Annotated in this window: 18 protein-coding genes; 10 read left to right on the forward strand and 8 right to left on the reverse strand. The window is 72.2% G+C overall.

The features are described 5' to 3' along the window. The first annotated feature begins 27 nt into the window (after nucleotides 1–27). Entirely contained in the window at nucleotides 28–1,383 is a 1,356-nt protein-coding gene (locus tag WN71_RS23185) for an NAD(P)/FAD-dependent oxidoreductase (RefSeq protein WP_046592453.1), read from the forward strand. Between the two features lie 461 nt (nucleotides 1,384–1,844). Here WN71_RS23185 and WN71_RS23190 read toward each other — a convergent pair whose 3' ends face one another. Beyond that, nucleotides 1,845–3,365: an NsdA family TPR-like regulatory protein gene (locus tag WN71_RS23190; RefSeq protein WP_046592452.1), complete on the reverse strand. Its 1,521-nt coding sequence runs from the start codon at nucleotides 3,363–3,365 to the stop codon at nucleotides 1,845–1,847. 298 nt (nucleotides 3,366–3,663) lie between these two features. Between WN71_RS23190 and lipB the strand changes: the two genes are divergently transcribed. The 4 genes from lipB (at nucleotide 3,664) to WN71_RS23210 (ending at nucleotide 6,947) form a co-directional block, all read left to right on the forward strand. Then, a complete protein-coding gene (gene lipB, locus WN71_RS23195; protein ID WP_046592451.1) occupies nucleotides 3,664–4,467 on the forward strand; it encodes a lipoyl(octanoyl) transferase LipB in 804 nt (267 codons plus the stop codon). Between the two features lie 97 nt (nucleotides 4,468–4,564). After that, on the forward strand, nucleotides 4,565–5,530 hold the full coding sequence (gene lipA / locus WN71_RS23200; protein ID WP_046592450.1) for a lipoyl synthase: 966 nt from the start codon (nucleotides 4,565–4,567) through the stop codon (nucleotides 5,528–5,530). Nucleotides 5,531–5,902: 372 nt separating this feature from the next. Beyond that, on the forward strand, nucleotides 5,903–6,103 hold the full coding sequence (locus WN71_RS23205) for an SCO2195 family GlnR-regulated protein (protein ID WP_046592449.1): 201 nt from the start codon (nucleotides 5,903–5,905) through the stop codon (nucleotides 6,101–6,103). Between the two features lie 145 nt (nucleotides 6,104–6,248). Continuing rightward, a complete protein-coding gene (locus WN71_RS23210; RefSeq protein WP_046592448.1) occupies nucleotides 6,249–6,947 on the forward strand; it encodes a DUF4191 domain-containing protein in 699 nt (232 codons plus the stop codon). Between the two features lie 340 nt (nucleotides 6,948–7,287). Here WN71_RS23210 and WN71_RS23215 read toward each other — a convergent pair whose 3' ends face one another. Then, nucleotides 7,288–7,755, reverse strand: a complete 468-nt coding sequence (locus WN71_RS23215) for an RDD family protein (protein WP_046592447.1) — start codon at nucleotides 7,753–7,755, stop codon at nucleotides 7,288–7,290. A gap of 208 nt (nucleotides 7,756–7,963) precedes the next feature. On the opposite strand from WN71_RS23215, the gene glnA reads away from it, so the two are divergent. From glnA to pspAB, 4 genes are all read left to right on the forward strand, one after another. Further along, a complete protein-coding gene (gene glnA, locus WN71_RS23220; RefSeq protein WP_046592446.1) occupies nucleotides 7,964–9,373 on the forward strand; it encodes a type I glutamate--ammonia ligase in 1,410 nt (469 codons plus the stop codon). 257 nt (nucleotides 9,374–9,630) lie between these two features. Continuing rightward, on the forward strand, nucleotides 9,631–9,888 hold the full coding sequence (locus WN71_RS23225; protein WP_046592445.1) for an SCO2583/SCO2584 N-terminal domain-containing protein: 258 nt from the start codon (nucleotides 9,631–9,633) through the stop codon (nucleotides 9,886–9,888). Between the two features lie 189 nt (nucleotides 9,889–10,077). Then, nucleotides 10,078–10,995, forward strand: a complete 918-nt coding sequence (gene htpX, locus WN71_RS23230; RefSeq protein ID WP_046592444.1) for a zinc metalloprotease HtpX — start codon at nucleotides 10,078–10,080, stop codon at nucleotides 10,993–10,995. A 2-nt stretch (nucleotides 10,996–10,997) separates the two neighbouring features. Continuing rightward, the gene (gene pspAB, locus WN71_RS23235) at nucleotides 10,998–11,582 is read left to right on the forward strand and encodes a PspA-associated protein PspAB (protein WP_046592443.1); all 585 of its coding nucleotides are present in this window, start codon (nucleotides 10,998–11,000) and stop codon (nucleotides 11,580–11,582) included. Nucleotides 11,583–11,597: 15 nt separating this feature from the next. On the opposite strand, the gene WN71_RS23240 is transcribed toward pspAB, so the two are convergent. Then, nucleotides 11,598–11,894, reverse strand: a complete 297-nt coding sequence (locus WN71_RS23240; RefSeq protein ID WP_046592442.1) for a hypothetical protein — start codon at nucleotides 11,892–11,894, stop codon at nucleotides 11,598–11,600. Between the two features lie 446 nt (nucleotides 11,895–12,340). On the opposite strand from WN71_RS23240, the gene WN71_RS23245 reads away from it, so the two are divergent. Beyond that, entirely contained in the window at nucleotides 12,341–12,958 is a 618-nt protein-coding gene (locus tag WN71_RS23245; RefSeq protein WP_046584819.1) for a TetR/AcrR family transcriptional regulator, read from the forward strand. A 41-nt stretch (nucleotides 12,959–12,999) separates the two neighbouring features. Here the strand turns inward: WN71_RS23245 and WN71_RS23250 are convergent, their stop codons facing one another. From WN71_RS23250 to WN71_RS23270, 5 genes are all read right to left on the reverse strand, one after another. Beyond that, the gene (locus WN71_RS23250; RefSeq protein WP_046584818.1) at nucleotides 13,000–13,926 is read right to left on the reverse strand and encodes a LysR family transcriptional regulator; all 927 of its coding nucleotides are present in this window, start codon (nucleotides 13,924–13,926) and stop codon (nucleotides 13,000–13,002) included. A 103-nt stretch (nucleotides 13,927–14,029) separates the two neighbouring features. Further along, the gene (locus tag WN71_RS23255) at nucleotides 14,030–15,166 is read right to left on the reverse strand and encodes a M20 family metallopeptidase (RefSeq protein WP_046584817.1); all 1,137 of its coding nucleotides are present in this window, start codon (nucleotides 15,164–15,166) and stop codon (nucleotides 14,030–14,032) included. Then, entirely contained in the window at nucleotides 15,166–15,831 is a 666-nt protein-coding gene (locus WN71_RS23260; protein ID WP_046584816.1) for a DUF1028 domain-containing protein, read from the reverse strand. Before WN71_RS23260 ends, WN71_RS23255 begins: the two co-directional genes overlap by 1 nt. Beyond that, entirely contained in the window at nucleotides 15,828–16,466 is a 639-nt protein-coding gene (locus tag WN71_RS42820) for a RidA family protein (protein WP_240529723.1), read from the reverse strand. The genes WN71_RS23260 and WN71_RS42820 overlap by 4 nt, the downstream gene beginning before the upstream one ends. Continuing rightward, nucleotides 16,463–17,752: a flavin-containing monooxygenase gene (locus WN71_RS23270; RefSeq protein ID WP_046584815.1), complete on the reverse strand. Its 1,290-nt coding sequence runs from the start codon at nucleotides 17,750–17,752 to the stop codon at nucleotides 16,463–16,465. The genes WN71_RS42820 and WN71_RS23270 overlap by 4 nt, the downstream gene beginning before the upstream one ends. Between the last annotated feature and the right edge of the window lie 47 nt (nucleotides 17,753–17,799).

Raw genomic sequence — 17,799 nt, forward strand, 5'->3', positions numbered from 1 at the left:
CCGCGCCATCAGCGAGGAGGGACCCACGTGCTTGAGCCCGCATACCAGGCCGACGTCGTCGTGGTCGGAGCCGGGATCGCCGGCCTCTCGGCCGCACATCGGCTGACCAGCGCAGGAGTGTCCACGGCGGTCCTGGAGGCCGCACCCTGCGTCGGCGGCCGCATGTCGACGGAGAAGGTCGACGGATTCCGGCTCGACCGGATCGGGCAACTGCTGTTCACGTCGTACCCCGAACTGCGTCTGACGCCGGGGTTCGAAGGGCTCGTGCTGCGCGCCTTCGCTCCGGGGGTGCTGCTGCACAGCGACGGCCGCCGCCATCGGGCGGGCGCGCCGGCGAGCGGGCGTAGCGCGAGGGGCGCACTCCATGTGGTGCGCGCCCTGGCGAGCGCCCCCCGGTCGCCGGTGGCCGCAGCGCCGCGGACGGCGGCGCCGCTCGGCGGTCCCGTGGACCAGGCGCGGCTCTCCACCGCGCTGGCGCGGATCGCGGCCACGCCGGTGGAGCGGCTGCTGGCCCGCCCCGACCTGCCCGCCGCGGCCGCGCTCGCGGAGCGGGGCGTGCCGGCGCGGACGGTGGAGGGCTTTCTGCGCCCGCTGCTCGCGGCGCTGCTCTGCGACCCCGACCTGACGACGTCCAGCCGCTGCGCGGACCTGGCGCTGCACGCCTTCGCGCGGGGGCGGCTGTGCCTGCCCGAGGGCGGGGCGGAGTCGGTGCCCGAGCTGCTGGCGCGGTCGCTGCCGCCCGGGACCGTGCACACCGGCGTGCGGGTCACCTCCGTCGCCACGAACGCGGTGACGACCGCGGAGCACGGGGTGGTGCGCTGCCGTGCCGTGCTGCTGGCGACCGACGCGCGGGCCGCGGCGGAGCTGCTGCCCGGGCTGCGGGTGCCGGACTTCCACCCGGTGACGGTGGTGCACCACACCACCGACGAACCGCCGCAGACGGGTGCCTCGCTGCTGCTCGACGCCGACCGCGGCGGGCCGGTGGCGCACACGGCGGTGCTCAGCCGGATCGACCCGAGCCGTGCCCCCGCCGGGCGGGCGCTGATCTCCTCGACGGTGCTCGGGCGTCCCCCGGAGGGCGTCGACACGGCGGTGCGGATGCATCTCTCGCGGCTCTACGGCACGTCGACGCGCCGCTGGGAGACGCTGGCGGTGCACCACACCCCGGAGGCGGTGCCCGCGATGCGGCCTCCGCACGATCTGCGCCGGCCGGTGCGGCTGCTGGCCGGGCTGTACGTGTGCGGTGACCATCGCGACACGAGCACCGTCCAGGGGGCCCTGCACTCGGCCCGTCGCGCGGCGGCCGCCGTCCTCGCGGACCTGGGCGCGGCGGCTTCGCTGCACCGGGCGGATCCGGCGCCTTCACTGCCCACCGCAGCGTGAGCGCTGCCGCTGGGCTCGGGGGGTGGGGTGGGGTTCGTGGCCATCCGCGGCCGAGTGGGGCCCTTCGCGCAGTTCCCCGCGCCCCTGGAAAGTGCGGCCGAGCCGGGCCCGTTCACGCGGTTCGCCGCGCCGCTGGAGAGTGCGGGTGAGTGGGGGCTGGTCGCGCAGTTCCCCGCGCCCCTTCCAGGGGGCCCTGGCAGGTACGCCCCCTCAGGGGCGCGGGGAACTGCGCGAACGGCCACGACGGACCCGCGCAGAACCACCGGCACAAACCCCCCTCCCCCTCAGGGGCGCGGGGAACTGCGCGAATCGCCACGACGGGCCCGCGCAGAACCACCGGCACAAACCCCCCTCCCCCTCAGGGGCGCGGGGAACTGCGCGAATCGCCACGACGGGCCCGCGCGGAACCACCGGCACAAACCCCCCTCCCCGTCAGGGGCGCGGGGAAGTGCGCGAGGGGGTCAGCCCAGGGCGGCGGTTTTGTCGCGGTAGCCGCGGACCGGGGCCGCGTCCTTGTACGGCTCCAGGCGGCGCTCGAAGTCACGGATGTACTCCAGCGCCCGCACCGACCGCATCTCCGCCGCCTGCCCCGCCGCCTCCGCCCCGAGCTGGCAGGCCTGGTCGAGTTCGCCGAGGCCCAGCCGGGCGGTGGCGAGGACGACCCGGCAGAACAGGCGGCTGCGGGCGAAGGAGGGCGCGCGCAGCTGCAGGGAGCGCTCCGCGTGCTGGGCGGCCGCGCGGAACTGCTGGAGATCCCGGTGGCAGTGCCCGAACTCGTCCGCGAGCTGCGCCTCGTCGAAGAAGCGCGCCCAGTGCGGCGCCTCGTCCCCCGGCCGGGACTGCTCCAGCGCGCGCTCGGCCCGCACCAGCGACGCCGTGCACGCCCGCACCTCGCCGAGCACCCCGTGCCCGCGCGCCTCGGCCGCGTGCAACAGTGCCTGCACGAGCGGCGGGGCCGTCGTCCCGATGCCCTGCTGCGCCACCCGCGCGAGCTGGACCGCCTCACGGCCGTGCCCGAGGTAGACGGCCTGGCGGCTCATGGTGACGAGCACGTAGGCGCCGTAGGCCCGGTCCCCGGCCGCCTGGGAGAGCCGCAGGGCCTGCACGAAGTACCGCTGGGCGAGGCCGTGCGCGGCGATGTCGTACGACGTCCAGCCCGCGAGCCGGGTGAGGTCGGCGGCGGCGGCGAACAGCCGGCGGCCGGTCTGCTCGCCGTAGCTGCCGCGCAGCATGGGCTCGCACTCGTGCTCCAGGTAGCGCACCAGCGCCTGCCGCGCGTGTCCGCCGCCGTAGGCGTTGTCGAGGGTGCGGAACAGCTCGCCGACCGACCGCAGCGCCGCGATGTCGCCGCCGGTGACCCGGTGGCCGAGCCCGCGCTCGGCCCCGCGCTGCCGGGGCACCGCGGCGGCGGGCGGGGCGGCGGATCCGGTGACCGAGGATCCGGTGACGGCCGCGGTGGGTGCGGCCGGTACCGGGCGCCTGGCCGCGGCGCCGGGCTGCGCGGGCACCCGGCCGGCGACCGGTTCGCCCCGCGCGACCTTGTCGTCGGCCCGCCCGATCAGCCAGTCCCGGCTGGGCACCACGAGCCCGGCCGGCGTGAACGCGATCTTGCGCAGCTCGGCGTGGCTCCCGGAGTCCTTGCGCCACAGCCCGCTGACGATGTCGACCGCCTCCTCGGGACCGGCGGCGAACTCCAGCCCGGCGTACACCGGCGCGCACGCGTCGAGCCCGAGGTCCTGCGCGGTCAGCCGGCGGCCGAGGCGCCGGGTGAAGACCTCGGCGATCAGCGCGGGGGTCGTGCCGCGCGGCTGCTGCCCGCGCAGCCACCGGGTGACCGAGGTCTTGTCGTATCTGAGATCCAGTCCGTGTTCGAGGCCGAGCTGGTCCACACGTCGGGCCAGACCTGCGTTGGAGAACCCCGCTTCTGCGATGAGCGCGGCGAGCTGTCGGTTGGGCGTGCGCTGCGCGGGTCGTTCCGTCATCTGCGGTACGGTCTCCTGCCTTCCAGGCATGGGGTGTGACCGGACTGCCTGTGAGCAGCCCTTTTGGCCTAGCGAACGGCGCGAATGTAGCGGAGCGTGAGCACGCGGTCGCAGCGTTCCGGATCCATTCATCCGATCGTGTGAGGATTGGCCGTCGAGCTGACGCGGAGCCCCGCCCCCGTCGATTTCCGCCGATTCCGCATCGGTCCACGTCGACCCCCCGGTGGACCGCCCGCGCACGGACGTACAGTGGCGTGGGCATGTTTCGTGCCTTACAACGTGCAGGGAGGCGCTTGCCGTGAGTGAGCTGCGGTTCGTCCGCATGGGATTCGGTGCCGAGGCCGTGGAGTACCAGGAGGCCTGGGACGAGCAGCGACGGGTGCACGCCGCCCGGTTCGCCGACGAACTGCCCGACACCGTGCTGCTGCTCGAACACCCGCCGGTCTACACCGCGGGGCGCCGCACCCAGGACAACGAGCGCCCGCTCGACGGCACCCCGGTCGTCGACGTGGACCGCGGCGGCAAGATCACCTGGCACGGCCCGGGCCAGCTGGTCGGCTACCCGATCCAGAAGCTGCCGCGCCCGGTCGACGTGGTGGCCCACGTGCGCCGCCTGGAGGAGGCCCTGATCCGTGTCTGCGCCGAGTTCGGCGTGGAGACCACCCGGATCGAGGGCCGCAGCGGAGTGTGGGTCCTCGGCGACCCGGTCGAGCGGCGCCCCGCCCTCGGCGGACTCTCGCTGGACTTCGACCCGAGGCTCACCGACGAGGAGTTCGACCCGCGCCTGAACGGCCCGGAGTACGCGCCCTCCAACGCCGGCCAGCGCCGCGAGGACCGCAAGATCGCCGCCATCGGCATCCGGGTCGCCAAGGGCGTGACCATGCACGGCTTCGCCCTGAACGTGAACCCGGACAACTCCTGGTTCGACCGGATCATCCCGTGCGGCATCCGTGACGCGGGCGTCGCCTCGCTGGCGAACGAGCTCGGCCGCGACGTGACGATCGCCGAGGTCCTGCCGGTGGTCGAGCGGCACCTGAAGGACGTACTCGACCATGCGGACCTGAAGCCGCGCGAGATCGAGCGCACACCGGCCACGGCCTGACCGGTCCGTGCACGCCCGCGAGAGCACTCGCACGGGCATTCAATTCAACGGGCGTACCCTAGGGGGCGCCGAGGAATCAATCGCTAGGGAGCCCATCGTGTCCGCAGTCGCACCCGACGGACGCAAGATGCTGCGCCTGGAGGTCCGCAACAGCGAGACCCCCATCGAGCGCAAGCCCGAGTGGATCAAGACGCGGGCGAAAATGGGTCCCGAGTACACCAAGATGCAGAACCTCGTGAAGAGCGAGGGTCTGCACACGGTCTGCCAGGAAGCCGGCTGCCCCAACATCTACGAGTGCTGGGAGGACCGCGAGGCGACCTTCCTCATCGGCGGCGACCAGTGCACGCGGCGCTGCGACTTCTGCCAGATCGACACCGGCAAGCCCGAGGCGCTCGACCGCGACGAGCCGCGCCGGGTCGGTGAGTCCGTGGTCACCATGGACCTGAACTACGCCACCATCACCGGCGTCGCCCGCGACGACCTCGCGGACGGCGGCGCCTGGCTGTACGCCGAGACGGTCCGCCAGATCCACGCGCAGACCGCTGCCCGCGAGGCCGGCCGGACCAAGGTCGAGCTGCTCGCGCCCGACTTCAACGCGGTCCCGGAGCAGCTCGAAGAGGTCTTCTCCTCCCGCCCCGAGGTCTTCGCGCACAACGTCGAGACGGTCCCGCGGATCTTCAAGCGGATCCGCCCCGGCTTCCGTTACGAGCGCTCGCTGAAGGTCATCACGGCGGCCCGCGACTACGGCCTGGTCACCAAGTCCAACCTGATCCTCGGCATGGGCGAGACCCGTGAGGAGGTCGTCGAGGCGCTGGTGCAACTGCACGACGCGGGCTGCGAGCTGGTGACCATCACCCAGTACCTGCGGCCGAGCGTGCGCCACCACCCCGTGGAGCGCTGGGTCAAGCCGCAGGAGTTCGTGGAGCTCAAGGAGGAGGCCGACCGCATCGGCTTCTCCGGCGTGATGTCGGGCCCGCTGGTCCGCTCGTCCTACCGGGCCGGCCGCCTCTACCAGATGGCGATCGAGAAGCGCGGCAGCTTCGTCGCGACCCAGGCGGTCTGACGGTCACGGCCCCTTGGCGCGACGGCGGTCGACGCCCCTTCGCGCGAGGACGGTCGCGACCCCTTCGTACGCCGTACCGACGGCCCGTCACCTGACGGGCCGTCGGCTTTTCCGCCTCGTACGGCCGCCGACCAACCGTGTGAATTCGCGCACAAGAAGCTACTCATAAGTAATGTCCGATACGGCACGGCCCCGGACGTCCTCGCAGATGAGAGGGCGGGACGGGGCCGCCCCCCTGCCGGAGCGGGCCTCCTCAAGCCTTCATTGGCGTTTGACCGGTCGGTCACGCCCTGGTAACACCAGTCAGTGACCCTGGACTCACGCCAGGTACACCCCGTACCCATGAGACGTCACGAGGGGGGACCGACCATCATGCAGGCCGCGCCCGTTCGCGCCACCGCCATTCCGACCTTCACCGACGCGCTCCGCGCCGTCGAGTCGCTGCTGATGAGCAGCGGCCAGCGCACCGCCCGCCGCAACGCCTGGACCTCCGTGCTGGAGGACCGCCGCCGCGCGAAGGACCGTGTCGAGGCGGAGCTCGTGCTGGAGCGGGTCGGCTCCGCCCGTTCCTGATCGTCCCGATCACCCCGATCACCCTGATCGCCGGGACCGCACCTTCCGCTCTGCGTGTCCCTCCGTACCCGCTGCGTGCCCGCACTTCCCTTCCGTGGGGACACTGCCGTCGAAGGCGCCTCCGGGGCCACGTAGACTTCGTGGCATGGCGAGGAAGGAACCGGCAGCGGACGCTGCGAACGCAGGGCGACTGAAGCAGATCGCTCTGACCTACAAGATGACCCGCAAGGCCGACAAGAAGATCGGTCTTGTACTCGCGGCCGTCGGCATCGGCACCCTCGGTGTCCTCCTCGCGATCGGCTTCTTGATCGGTCACCCCGTATACCTGGGCATTCTCGGGCTCCTGCTCGCCTTCCTGGCGACGGCCATCGTCTTCGGACGCCGGGCCGAGCGAGCCGCCTTCGGTCAGATGGAGGGCCAGCCGGGCGCTGCCGCGGCCGTGCTCGACAACGTCGGCCGGGGCTGGACGACCACCCCCGCGGTGGCGATGAACCGCAGCCAGGACGTGGTGCACCGGGCGGTCGGCAAGGCCGGCATCGTGCTGGTCGCCGAGGGCAACCCGAACCGGGTGAAGACGCTGCTGGCCGCCGAGAAGCGGAAGATGGCCCGCATCGTCGCGGACGTGCCCGTGCACGACGTGATCGTGGGCACCGGCGAGGGCCAGACCGAGCTGAAGAAGCTCCGTACGACGCTGATGAAGTACCCCCGGGTGCTCACCGGCCCGCAGGTCACGGCCACCAACGACCGGTTGCGCGCGATGGGCGACCTGATGACCAACATGCCGCTGCCGAAGGGTCCGATGCCGAAGGGCATGCGGATGCCGAAGGGCGGCAAGGCCCGCTGACGTCTCCGACGGATCTGAAAAGGGGTCGGCCCCCGAACCGCGCTGGTTCGGGGGCCGACCCCTTTTCCCCGCCACCGACTTCCCAGTCACTTTCGACCGCGGCGACGACGGGGGCTGGTCGCGCAGTTCCCCGCGCCCCTGACGGGGCGCACCTGCCGGGCCCCTGAAAGGGGCGCGGGGAACTGCGCGAGCAACCACGACGAACCCGCACACGGACCATGACCTGCGGACGCACCCCAAGGGGCGCGGGGAACTGCGCGAACGAGCCCACCGGGCCGCAGGGACGACCAGGGACGATCAGGGACGCCCCAGGAACCCCCTGCCCACCCTGACGCGGGCGTCACACGCGGAGCTCGACCGTCCGCGCCAGCCGGTCATGCAGCCCACGCCCGTCCCGGTCCCAGACCAGAGCCGGAATGGCAAGACACAGCAGAACCGAGCGGAGCGCCGCCCGCACAGGGTGAACCCGCCCCGTCTCCAGCGCCACCACCCGCACGCCGAACAGGCGCTTCCCGGGTGTGAACCCGATCGTGCCGACCGTCAGCACGCTCAGCACGAGGAACACGAGCAGCGCCCAGTTGCTCGTCGCCTGTGAGTAGCCGTCGGTGATGAGACCGTATGCGATCAAGACGCACAGGGCCCAGTCCACCGCGAGGGCCCCGAGGCGTCGGCCGGGGCGGGCGATCGACCCCGGCCCCTCCTCCGGCAGACCGAGCTGCTCGCCCCGGTATCCGAAGTCGGCACCGGCGTCCTCCATGGCCGCGCGGGGCCCGGAGAGCCACGATCCCATTGCTTGCCTGTTGTCCACCCGTCCACGGTACTGCGCCCCCTTATGACCGGGAGACGGCGGGGTGTGTCCGGGCTACCGTGGTGGATGAGCCGGTTAACTTGTGCGAAACAAATGGGTCACGCCCGAGAAATCACGCGTCCCTAGGGTCAAGGCAGCGTGTGCCACCGCACTGGCAGCACGAACGAACTACCACCCCGGCGGGACGGTCGGGAGTAGGAGGAGCTGGATGTTCCAGAACGCCGACGAGGCCAAGAAGTACATCGCGGACGAGGACGTCAAGTTCGTCGACGTCCGCTTCTGCGACCTGCCGGGTGTCATGCAGCACTTCACGCTGCCCGTCGGGGCGTTCGACCCGGACGAGGAGCTGGCCTTCGACGGCTCGTCGATCCGCGGCTTCCAGGCCATCCACGAGTCCGACATGGCGCTGCGTGCGGACCTCTCCACGGCCCGGGTCGACCCGTTCCGCCGGGACAAGACGCTCAACATCAACTTCTTCATCCACGACCCGATCACCGGCGAGCAGTACAGCCGTGACCCGCGCAACGTGGCGAAGAAGGCCGAGGCCTACCTCGCGTCCACCGGCATCGCCGACACCGCGTTCTTCGGCCCCGAGGCCGAGTTCTACGTGTTCGACAGCGTGCGCTTCGCGACCAGCGCGAACGAGTCCTTCTACCACATCGACTCCGAGGCGGGTGCCTGGAACACGGGCGCGCTGGAGAACAACCGTGGTTACAAGGTCCGCTACAAGGGCGGCTACTTCCCGGTCCCGCCGGTCGACCACTTCGCCGACCTGCGTGCCGAGATCTCCCTGGAGCTGGAGAAGTCCGGCCTCCAGGTCGAGCGCCAGCACCACGAGGTCGGCACCGCCGGCCAGGCGGAGATCAACTACAAGTTCAACACGCTGCTCGCCGCGGCCGACGACCTCCAGCTCTTCAAGTACATCGTGAAGAACGTGGCCTGGAAGAACGGCAAGACCGCGACCTTCATGCCGAAGCCGATCTTCGGCGACAACGGCTCGGGCATGCACGTCCACCAGTCGCTGTGGAGCAACGGCTCCCCGCTGTTCTACGACGAGGCCGGCTACGCGGGCCTGTCGGACATGGCCCGCTACTACATCGGCGGCATCCTCAAGCACGCCCCGTCGCTGCTGGCCTTCACCAACCCGACGGTGAACTCCTACCACCGCCTGGTCCCGGGCTTCGAGGCCCCGATCAACCTGGTGTACTCGCAGCGCAACCGCTCCGCGGCCATGCGTATCCCGATCACCGGCTCGAACCCGAAGGCCAAGCGCGTCGAGTTCCGTGCGCCCGACTCCTCCGGCAACCCGTACCTCGCCTTCTCGGCGCTGCTGCTCGCGGGCCTGGACGGCATCAAGAACAAGATCGAGCCGGCCGAGCCGATCGACAAGGACCTGTACGAGCTGGCTCCCGAGGAGCACGCGAACGTCGCCCAGGTCCCGACCTCCCTCCCGGCGGTCCTCGACTCCCTGGAGCGCGACCACGAGTTCCTGCTCGCCGGTGACGTCTTCACGCCCGACCTGATCGAGACGTGGATCGACCTCAAGCGCACCCAGGAGATCGCCCCGCTGGCCCTGCGCCCGCACCCGCACGAGTTCGAGCTGTACTTCGACGTGTGATCGACCCGGCACGCGCCGACCGGAGCCCCGTCCCTCATCGAGGGCCGGGGCTCCGGCGTGTTCCGGGCGGAAACGGGTGCGGACGGACACCTGGCGGGTGCGGACGGACATCTGGCGGGTACGCGCGGACAGCTCGCGCGTCTCGGCATGCCGTGTACAGGACACGCTTTCGCGTGCAACCTTTCTCTCTTCACAGCCTTCTAACGGGCGGGGCGTGAACGCCGCCGACCGTCGCGGACAGAGAGAGGCATACGGGGATGTCCGAAGGTGTCGACTGGGAGCGCGAATTCGATCACACGTGGGCGAACTCCGCCGAGCACAAGGAGCCCTCGGCGCGGGCCCGGATGCTCGCGGCCCGCTGGCGGGAGAACCCGCCCGAACCGGTGCCGTTCCGCGGCGACCTCGGCCCGGCGCGGGCCCGGCGCGCCTCCTGGCTGTCCACCGCGCTGGTCGTCGGCTGCGTGGCCGCGGTGATCGCGCTGCTGGGCTGGGCGCGGATGCGGGCCACCTACTGAGCCGGACGCGGGCCTCCTGGTGAGCCGGGCGCGGTTGCGGGCCTCCTGGCGAACCGGGCGTCCACAGGGTGCGCACCGGAACTCACAGGGACCTTTTGCTCCGGCTAGGGCCGTTCGGGACCACTTCATGGGGATCCGCAGGTGCACACTGGACAGCGGGACGAGTGCCTGACTGCGGGGTGATGCAACATGCAGAGCCGCTTCCGGAGCGATCGCCGGCTCACCGCCCGGATGGGCGTGACGCTGTTCCTGCTCGGGTTGCTGTACGTGGGCTTCGTCGCGGCGCTGATCGTGCTGCTGAAGTCCTGGGTGCTGGTCGTCGTGGTCGTGGGAGGCCTGCTCGTCGCGCAGTACTGGTTCTCCGACCGGGTCGCGCTGTACGCGATGCACGGAAAGGTCGTGGAGCGCGAGCAGTATCCCGAGCTGCACGGGGTGATCGACCGGCTGTGCGCCGTGGCCGACCTGCCCAAGCCGGTCGTCGCCGTGTCGGACCTGGACATGCCCAACGCGTTCGCGACCGGACGCAATCCCGACCACGCGGTGATCTGTGTGACGACCGGCCTGCTGCGCCGGCTGGAACCGGCCGAGCTGGAGGGCGTGCTCGCGCACGAGCTGTCCCATGTGGCGCACAAGGACGTCGCCGTGATCACGATCGCGTCGTTCCTCGGCGTCATCGCCGGGCTGATGGTCCGGTTCGCCTTCTACTCACAGTTGTTCCGGGGCCGCAAGGACCAGAACACGGTGGCCGTCTTCGCCGCCGTCATGGCCGTCTCGGCCGCCGTCTACGCGATCAGCTTCCTGCTGATCCGGGCCCTGTCGCGCTACCGCGAACTGGCCGCGGACCGGGCCGCCGCGCATCTCACCGGCCGTCCCTCGGCGCTCGCCTCCGCGCTCACCAAGGTCTCCGGGGAGATCGCCCGCATCCCGACCGAGGACCTGCGCACGGCACAGGCGTTCAACGCCTTCTACTTCACCCCGGCGCTGGGCAAGGGCTCCGACATCGCCCGGCTGTTCTCCACCCACCCGAGCCTGGAGCAGCGGCTCGACCAGCTGGGGCGGATCTCCGCCGAGCTGGGCGAGGCGGCGACCCCGGACAGGGCGGGCTGAGCATGGGGCTGCTGGACATCCTGCTCGGCCGTACGAAACCGGTCGCACCCGATCTGGACCGGCTGTTCGCGCTCCCCTCGGCGGCCGTGACGCTGGAGGCGGCGGCAGGCTTCACCCCGACCGGGCGGGGCGCGGTCTGCTTCGCCACCGTCGAGGGCGCCGCCTTCGAGCAGACGCACCGCGAGGTCCAGGCGCTCCTGGACGCGGACGCCGGCCGGGCCGGCAGCCCGGTGGAGCTCTCCCGGGACGCGTACGGCTACTCCTGGCTGGTCTCCCGCCGCGCGCCCGACCAGCTGACCCAGCTGGTCAACGACCTGCACGCGGTGAACAGTTCGATGGAGGTCAACGGCTTCGGCCCGCAACTGCTGTGCTCACTGGCCGGGTTCACCGACGAGCAGGACCGGCCCCTGGCGCTGGTCTACCTCTACAAGCGCGGCACCTTCTATCCGTTCGCGCCGCTGCCCGGGTCGGCGCAGCGGCGCGACAACGCGCTGGAACTCCAGGTGAAGGCGGCCCTCGCGAGCGATCTGCGGATCGAGCAGGACCTCAGCCGCTGGTTCCCGGTGTGGGGCGCCCCCGGTCTGTGACCGGGAACGCCTCGCTCACTTGCTCTTCTCGCGCTCCTGGCGCCGGGACTCGAGCGGGCGCTCGCGCCGGTAACGGCGCTCCCACCTGGCCTGGCGGTCCCGGCGGTCGCGGTACGCCTTGTAGGACGCCGGCGTCCCCGCGGACGGCGCTCCCCCGCCGGCCGGGGCTCCGCCGCCCGGCGAGGACGCCGAGGAGCTGCGGCCGTACTGGAGGTGGAGGAGGAGAACGGCGACGGCGGCGAGCCACCAGACGTGGTTTCCGAATCCGAGGACGACCAGTACGACGGTCGCCGTGATGACGATGGTGCCCATGACAGGGCCTCCGTGGGCGTGGTTGACCGAACGTGCCGAAGGACGTCCGGCGGGGCGCTGGGGGTGGGGCGACCACCGCCGGTGCGTTGTAGAGAGTAACCCTGAGTTCGCGGGTTGACGCCCGGCCGGAGGAAACCGGTGGTGGGCGGCTCCGTAACGCGTGTCCAGCGTAGGGGGATCGTCACGCTGCGTGCATCCGGTTTTCCGCGACCGCGCTCCGGCGCGCGGCCGAGCGGCTGGGGCGGCGGACAGCGGGCGGCGGGCGGCGGGCGGCGGGCGGCGACGCGATGACGTCGGGTGCCGGCGCGGCGGCGCCAGGGCGTGTCCCGGGCGGGACCGCCCTTATTTCTTTGAATCGAGATTCAAACAATAGGAGAACGGCGCGTCAATGCCCTGGGCGGCAACTGCTTGCAAGAACTGGCTCAGGTAACAGAGAATTAACCACCATGGGGAAGCCGGGAAGGCCACGCAACCAGGCGGCACGTCGCGAAGCGCTCGTCGACGCGGCGGGCCGCGCCATCGCCGAGCGCGGGCTGGAGGGGCTGCGGATCAAGGACATCGCGGAGGCCGCGGGTGTCTCACAGGGCTCGGTCCTGTACTACTACCCCGAGCTCGACGACCTGGTCCTGGAGGTGCACCGCGACGCCGTGGAGGGCTTCCTGGCCGACCGCCGGGACGCCTACGACACCGCTCCCGCCGGCGACCCGGTACGGCGGCTGCGGGCCCTGATCGACAGCGGCCTGCCCCGGACCGCGGAGGACGCGGAACACGGCCTGCTCTACGAACTGCACCGGCGGGCCGGGCGCAGCGCCGGACACGCCGAGCTCATGACGTCCCTCTACGCCCGTGAGGTCGCGCTGTACGCCCGCGCGCTGGAAGTCGGGGCGGCCACCGGGGCGTTCGCGCTCACCGGGAGCGCCGAGGACCTGGCCCACGCGCTGGTGGCGCTGGAGGACGGCTTCGGCCTGCACATCATCAGCCACAACGCGGCCGTCCGACATGAGGAGGCCGCGCGCCTGATCCTGGCGCACGCGCGAGCGGTGACGGGCTGCCCGTCGCTGTAGGGCGCGCTTCCCGGGGATGCTTCGCGGTGGGAGAACCGGGCTCAGGCGGTGTCGCGTTCGGCGGCGATCTCGCGGAGCAGCGCCATGACGGCCCCGGCGCGGGCGGTCTGGGTCATGGCCTTCACATAGGCCAGCTTGACGTCGAGGGGCGGGCCCGCGTCCCGCAGCCGTAGCGCCGCGATCTCCCCGCCGCCGTAGGTCTGACGCGTCGCGGGCCGCTGGTTGAGGACGGAGTAGCCGAGTCCCCGGGCCACCAGGGACCGTACCGTTTCGTAGCTCTGCGTGCGGTAGCGCACGTCGGGCGCGATGCCGGTGGCGGCCACCAGCGAACGGAAGTAGTCGCGGCTGTGCGGCAGGTCGAGCAGGACCATCGGCTCGGCTGCCAGTTGGCTCAGCTCCACGGAGGACTCCCCGGCCAGCGGGTGCCCGGCGGGGACGATCGCGTGGGCGGGTGCGGTGGCGACCGTCTCGCCGTCCAGCTCCACGTCACCGGGCAGCCCGAGGTCGTAGGTGAGGGCGAAGTCGACGCGCCCCGCGCCCAGCGCCTGGACCAGCTGGTCCGCCTCCCCCTCGACGACATCGATCTCGATGCCCGGAAAGCGGCTGGTGCAGGCGCTGAACAGGGCCGGCAGGTAGTACGGGGCCAGGGTCACGAAGCAGCCGACGGCCACCGGCCCGCAGAGGGTCTCCCCCTCGCCCCGGGCCTCCTGCTCCACCTCTCGCGCACGGGCGAGAAGGTCGCGCGCCTGCTGCCGCAGCCGCTCCCCCGCCGGCGTCAGTGTCAGACCCCGGCCCCGGCGCCGGATGAAGAGCTGCACGCGCAGGTCCCGCTCCAGGTTGTGGACGGCGGTGGACACGGCGGACTGCGCGATGTGGAGTCGCGCCGACGCCTCCGTCATCGAGCCGCACTCGGCGGCGACGAGGAAGTAGCGGAGCTGAACCAACGTGAAGCCCACCGGCGACGTCATAGGGAACCTCTGCACCTGACCGTTCGTGTCCTGGCCGAACCCTATGCGGTGCCCGCAGGCGGGCGGGGCGGCCGGACCCGTGCCGCGTGCCGCCGCCCCGCCCTCACGTCACCGCTGCTGCGGTCCGGTCCACGCCGGTCCAGGCCAGCGCCACCGCCCCGTCGAGCAGCGCGCGCTGGGCGTCGCCCCCGACGCAGTGCGCCGCGAACTCGCGCTGGTGGTTGGTGGCGGGCAGCGAGCCGATCCCGATGCAGGGGTGGATGGCCGGCACCACCTGGGAGACGTTGCCCATGTCGGTGGAGGCCCGGTTCATCCGCGCGGCCTGGCCGGGCGGCGCGAACCGCCGTCCCAGGGCGAGCGCGTTCGCCCGGTAGTGCGCGAGGGCGCTCTCGTCGTTGCGGAACTCCGCGTACGGTCGGCTCTCCGGCTCGATCGTCAGCTCGCAGCCGGTCGCGAGGGCTCCCGCCTCGAAGGCCCGCATCACCCGCGGCTCCAGCTCGGCCAGTTCGGCGAGCGTCTCCGCCCGCACGTACCAACGCCCGCTCGCCCGCTCGGGGATGGCGTTCGGCGCGTCCCCTGCATGGGTGACCACCCCGTGCACGCGGGCCGAGGAGGGCAGTTGCTGCCGGAGCAGCCCGATCGCGACCTGGGCGACGGTGAAGGCGTCGGCCGCGTTGACGCCGGCCTCGGGATAGGCCGCGGCATGGGCGGACCTGCCGCTGTAGGAGATCCGGGAGTGACTGACCGCGAACGGGCGGGCCTCCGCGACGTCGACCGGCGCCGGATGCACCATCATGGCCAGGTCCACCCCCGCGAAGGCGCCCCGCTCCAGCATCTCGATCTTGCCGCCGCCGCCCTCCTCGGCCGGTGTGCCGTACACCTCCACGGTGAGGCCCAGGTCATCGGCCACGGTGGCGAGCCCGAGCGCGGCCCCCACCGAACTGGCGGCGATGAGGTTGTGTCCGCACGCGTGCCCGAGTCCGGGCAGCGCGTCGTACTCGGCGCACAGCGCCACCCGCACGGGCCCGCTGCCGGACCGGGCGTGGAACGCGGTGTCCAGGCCCAGGTACGAGGAGGTGACCGCGAAGCCGGCCCGGTCCAGCAGCTCGGGCACGGCGGCCGCGGCCCGGTGTTCCTCCCAGGCGGTCTCCGGGTCGGCGTGCACCCGTTCCGAGAGTGCGATCAACTCCTCGGCGTGGCGGTCGACTTCGTGCCGGACGACTTCCTTCGGCGTCCCCATCACAGGTCGCCCGGAACGCCGTACGACGGCGCGGACGCGGGGTCCAGGCCGCGCCGCACATAGTCGTCCCGCTGCGGCAGCCATACGGAGACCAGCTCGGCGAGCCGCTCGACGGGATCGTCGGCCCAGTCCACGCGCAGGTCGGTCACCCGCCAGCCCACGTCCGCGACGACCGCCAGGCCCGCGGAGCGCACCGGCCCCTCCTCGCCACCGGCGGCGACGGCGGCGCGCAGGGCCGCGAGCAGCCGCTCCTCCATCTCGCCCGCGGTCGCGAGGTATGTGTCCAGGAGGACGTCGGGGATGTGCGCCCCGGCGAGCATGTTGCCCGCCGCGACCGCGCCGTCCGCGGTGGCCGACGCGTGGGTCCCGAGGGTGTGCGCTCCGCTGTGGGCGTATCCCGGTCCGGTGCGGCCGAGGACGGTCAGCTGCCGGTAGTCGATGTCCCGGGTGCCGCCCGTGACGTCGGCCAGGGCCCGTGCCGCGTCGCCGTGCTCGGCCAACCGGTCCAGCAGGCCGGTGCCGAGGGTGGGATCGGTGATGTTCTGCGACGCCGCCGCGCCGACTTCGGGGCGCAGGTGGGCGACACGGGCCGCGACGGCCGGGCTCGACGAACTCACGGCGACGCCGAACCGTTCGCCGTCGCGGACCACGAGGGAGAAGGTCATGCCGGCTCCTTCGGGTCGGCTGCGGTCCCGGTCGGGATCGCCGCGTTCTCGGCCGTGGCCACCGCGTCCTCGGCCGGAACCGGCAAGTCCTCGGCCGGCGCCACCGAGCCTTCGGTCGGGATGACCGAGCCCTCGGTCGGGATCACGGAGTCCTCGGTCGGGATCACGGCGATCGCGTCGATCTCGCACAGCCATTCCGGGCGGGCCAGGGCGGACACCACCAGGCCGGTGGAGATCGGGTGGACGCCCTTCGTCCAGCGGCCCACCGTGCGGTAGACCGCCTCGCGGTAGCGGGGGTCGATCAGGTAGATCGTCAGCTTGACCAGGTGTTCCATCCGGCTGCCCGCCTCTTCGAGCAGCATCTTGATGTTGGCCATCGCCTGCTCGGCCTGGGCCTGAGCGTCGCCGATGCCGACGGACTCGCTGGTGTCCAGGTCCTGGCCGATCTGGCCGCGGACGTACACGGTGTTCCCGGCGACGACGGCCTGGCAGAGGTCGTTGTCGAGGTTCTGCTCGGGATAGGTGTCACGGGTGTTGAACGGGCGGACGCGGGTGTGGCCGCCGGTGACGATCGGAGGCTTCGCCCGGCGCGTCCGGTGCCGGCTCGACGAGCCGCCCTGTTGCGTGGAAGTCATCGGGCCCCTCCCGGGTTGTTCCGGACGACGGCCGGCGTGCCGGTGGCGTAGGCGAGGTAGCCCCGCTGGGTCGCGATGTGGTCGGCGACATGGCGGGCGTCGTGCCAGACCCCCCAGATGAAGCTCGACCCCCGCCTCGACTGCCAGGGCAGACCCAGGAAGTAGACGCCGGGCTCGCGGGAGACGCCTCGGCTGTGCTGCGGCCGGCCCCGGTCGTCGAACGTGTCGACCTCCAGCCAGCCGTGGTCGGTGGCGAAGCCGGTCGCCCACACGATCGAGGAGACACCGGCCTCGGCGAGGTCGAGCTCCGCCAGCGGGTGGGTCACGCAGTCCGGGTCCGGCCCGAGGACGTGCGCCTGCGGTTCCTCGGGGAGTTCGAGCCCGTTGCGCTCGACGTAGGCGTCGGCCGCCCGCAGCAGCGCGAGGTGACCGGCGTCGCCCTGCGCGATGTTGGCGGCCAGGTCCGGCGCGAAGCGCAGCACGCCGTTCTCGTGGGACATGGTCGGGCCGACGAGGTGCACACCGTCGGCGGCCAGCGCGCGGAGGTCCACGGTGTGGCCGCCGCGGGCGCCGCTGACGGCGATCGTGACGTGTTCGGCGCCCTGCGGAGGCGTCTGGAGGTCCCACAGCCCGAGCACACCGAGCCACCAGCAGAAGTCCCGTCCGCGATAGGCACGGGGCGGACGGTCGTGCGGGCCGACGGACAGGAACACACGACGGCCGGACCTGCGCAGCTCGTCGGCGATCTGGACCCCCGAGGAGCCGGCGCCGACCACGAGGACGGCGCCGTCCGGCAGTTGGCCCGGATTGCGGTAGGCGCTGGAGTGGATCTGGAGGGCGACGGCACCGGCCGGGACGACGGGCGGGATCACGGGCCGCTGGAACGGTCCGGTCGCGGACACGACGAATCGCGCGTCGACCACTCCCTGCGAGGTCTCCACCCGGAAGCCGGGCCGGCCGGTGTGCCGTCGTACCGACGTCACCTCGACACCGCACCGGATCGGCGCCCCGATCTTCTCCGCGTAGGCGCAGAAGTAATCCGCGACCTGTTCCTTCGAAGCGAACGCGTCAGGGTCGACGCCGGAGAACTCCAGCCCCGGGAAGCGGTCGTGCCACGCGGGCCCGTTCGCCACCAGGGAGTCCCACCGCTCCGAACGCCACCGCTCGGCGATCCGGTGCCGTTCCAGGACGATGTGCGGTATGCCGTGGGCGCCCAGGTGCTCGCTCATCGCCACGCCCGCCTGGCCCGCCCCGACGACGACCACGTCGGTCTCTTCACTCGACAATTCAGCAACCTCCGCTCAGGCGGCAGCCGTTGCCGGTGTCGCTTCGG

The sequence above is a fragment of the Streptomyces mangrovisoli genome (genome assembly GCF_000974985.2).
GTDB lineage: Bacteria > Actinomycetota > Actinomycetes > Streptomycetales > Streptomycetaceae > Streptomyces > Streptomyces mangrovisoli.

What these genes read in the sequence shown, in the direction of transcription:
- WN71_RS23210 (WP_046592448.1), top strand. Translation starts at nt 6,249, where the DNA reads ATGGCGAGGAAGGAACCGGCAGCGGACGCTGCGAACGCAGGGCGACTG.
- WN71_RS23205 (WP_046592449.1), top strand. Translation starts at nt 5,903, where the DNA reads ATGCAGGCCGCGCCCGTTCGCGCCACCGCCATTCCGACCTTCACCGAC.
- WN71_RS23225 (WP_046592445.1), top strand. Translation starts at nt 9,631, where the DNA reads ATGTCCGAAGGTGTCGACTGGGAGCGCGAATTCGATCACACGTGGGCG.
- WN71_RS23190 (WP_046592452.1), bottom strand. Translation starts at nt 3,365, where the DNA reads ATGACGGAACGACCCGCGCAGCGCACGCCCAACCGACAGCTCGCCGCG.
- pspAB (WP_046592443.1), top strand. Translation starts at nt 10,998, where the DNA reads ATGGGGCTGCTGGACATCCTGCTCGGCCGTACGAAACCGGTCGCACCC.
- WN71_RS23245 (WP_046584819.1), top strand. Translation starts at nt 12,341, where the DNA reads ATGGGGAAGCCGGGAAGGCCACGCAACCAGGCGGCACGTCGCGAAGCG.
- glnA (WP_046592446.1), top strand. Translation starts at nt 7,964, where the DNA reads ATGTTCCAGAACGCCGACGAGGCCAAGAAGTACATCGCGGACGAGGAC.
- WN71_RS23240 (WP_046592442.1), bottom strand. Translation starts at nt 11,894, where the DNA reads ATGGGCACCATCGTCATCACGGCGACCGTCGTACTGGTCGTCCTCGGA.
- WN71_RS23250 (WP_046584818.1), bottom strand. Translation starts at nt 13,926, where the DNA reads ATGACGTCGCCGGTGGGCTTCACGTTGGTTCAGCTCCGCTACTTCCTC.
- WN71_RS42820 (WP_240529723.1), bottom strand. Translation starts at nt 16,466, where the DNA reads ATGACTTCCACGCAACAGGGCGGCTCGTCGAGCCGGCACCGGACGCGC.
- htpX (WP_046592444.1), top strand. Translation starts at nt 10,078, where the DNA reads ATGCAGAGCCGCTTCCGGAGCGATCGCCGGCTCACCGCCCGGATGGGC.
- WN71_RS23260 (WP_046584816.1), bottom strand. Translation starts at nt 15,831, where the DNA reads ATGACCTTCTCCCTCGTGGTCCGCGACGGCGAACGGTTCGGCGTCGCC.
- WN71_RS23255 (WP_046584817.1), bottom strand. Translation starts at nt 15,166, where the DNA reads ATGGGGACGCCGAAGGAAGTCGTCCGGCACGAAGTCGACCGCCACGCC.